The 1,052-nt window shown below is 23.9% G+C and carries 2 protein-coding genes and 1 pseudogene; all 3 read right to left on the minus strand.

Annotated elements, in window-relative coordinates:
• Window positions 1-201, minus strand: a pseudogene (locus AJN60_RS00595) (hypothetical protein); the annotation flags it as partial.
• Window positions 202-333 (minus strand): hypothetical protein, encoded by a 132-nt coding sequence (locus AJN60_RS09895; protein WP_002861551.1) that lies wholly within the window; start codon window positions 331-333, stop codon window positions 202-204.
• On the minus strand, window positions 320-826 hold the full coding sequence (locus AJN60_RS00600) for a hypothetical protein (RefSeq protein WP_044780644.1): 507 nt from the start codon (window positions 824-826) through the stop codon (window positions 320-322). The genes AJN60_RS09895 and AJN60_RS00600 overlap by 14 nt, the downstream gene beginning before the upstream one ends.
• Window positions 827-1,052: the final 226 nt, after the last annotated feature.

Consider the following 1,052-nt stretch of genomic DNA (forward strand, 5'->3'; position numbering starts at 1 on the left):
AACAATAGCCATAAAAAAGATAATAAAAGATATTAAAAAATAAGATTTTACAAATTCTTTTATATTAATCTTAATCCAATAATTTAAAATAGAAAAGGCAATAAGAACGCTTAGAGCTATAAGATAAAATTCTATAACACTACAAGCAAAAATAAATCCTATAAAACCTAAAAAAATAGAAAGTGTAATGCTATCTCCCATTTAAACTCCTGTATTATAAAGTACATTATAAGCTTTATTTTTAAAATCAAGCTTAGCGATAAAATCTTTACTATAAAGTTTAAAATCCAAACCATAAGGAGTGAATTTTTGATAGTCTTTAAAGATTTTCATATATCACATACATACTTGTAATTAATATAGGATTACACACAAACCCTATAAACCAACTTAATTTTTTGCGTTTTTCTCCTGTGCTATAACATTTAAATAAATAAGCTTGTAATAAACAAGGAGGTATAAAAAATGTGATTGTACAAAAGCCAATACTTGTAAAAAATAAAAATCCGAAATAACCATGTACTTTATACTCTTGTGGTGATAATTCTTCAATTTCTGGAGGACCAAGTAATACAAGCCCTCTAGAAGTTTCAAGATCATAAGTAAGATAAAATATGATAACAATAGCCATAAAAAAGATAATAAAAGATATTAAAAAATAAGATTTTAAAAATTCTTTTATGTTAATCTTAATCCAATAATTTATAATAGAAAAGACAACAAGGACAATCAAAGCTATTATAATATAGTTTTTTATAAAAATTACAAAATAAAGAATAGAAAATAACATTCCCATAATAATTGACAATGTAATACTATCTCCCATTTAAACTCCTGTATTATAAAGCACATTATAAGCTTTATTTTTAAAATCAAGCTTAGTGATAAAATCTTTACTATAAAGTTTAAAATCCAAACCATAAGGAGTGAATTTTTGATAGTCTTTAAAGATTTTAATACATCACATACACACCCGCCATTAATATAGGATTACACACAAACCCTATAAACCAACTTAATTTTTTGTGTTTTTCTCCTGTGCTATAACATTT

Source organism: Campylobacter sp. BCW_4323 (genome assembly GCF_001763115.1).
Taxonomy (GTDB): domain Bacteria; phylum Campylobacterota; class Campylobacteria; order Campylobacterales; family Campylobacteraceae; genus Campylobacter_D; species Campylobacter_D jejuni.

Bases quoted from the DNA above. Each gene is read 5' to 3' on its own strand.
- AJN60_RS09895 (WP_002861551.1), bottom strand. From the start codon at position 333: ATGAAAATCTTTAAAGACTATCAAAAATTCACTCCTTATGGTTTGGAT.
- AJN60_RS00600 (WP_044780644.1), bottom strand. From the start codon at position 826: ATGGGAGATAGTATTACATTGTCAATTATTATGGGAATGTTATTTTCT.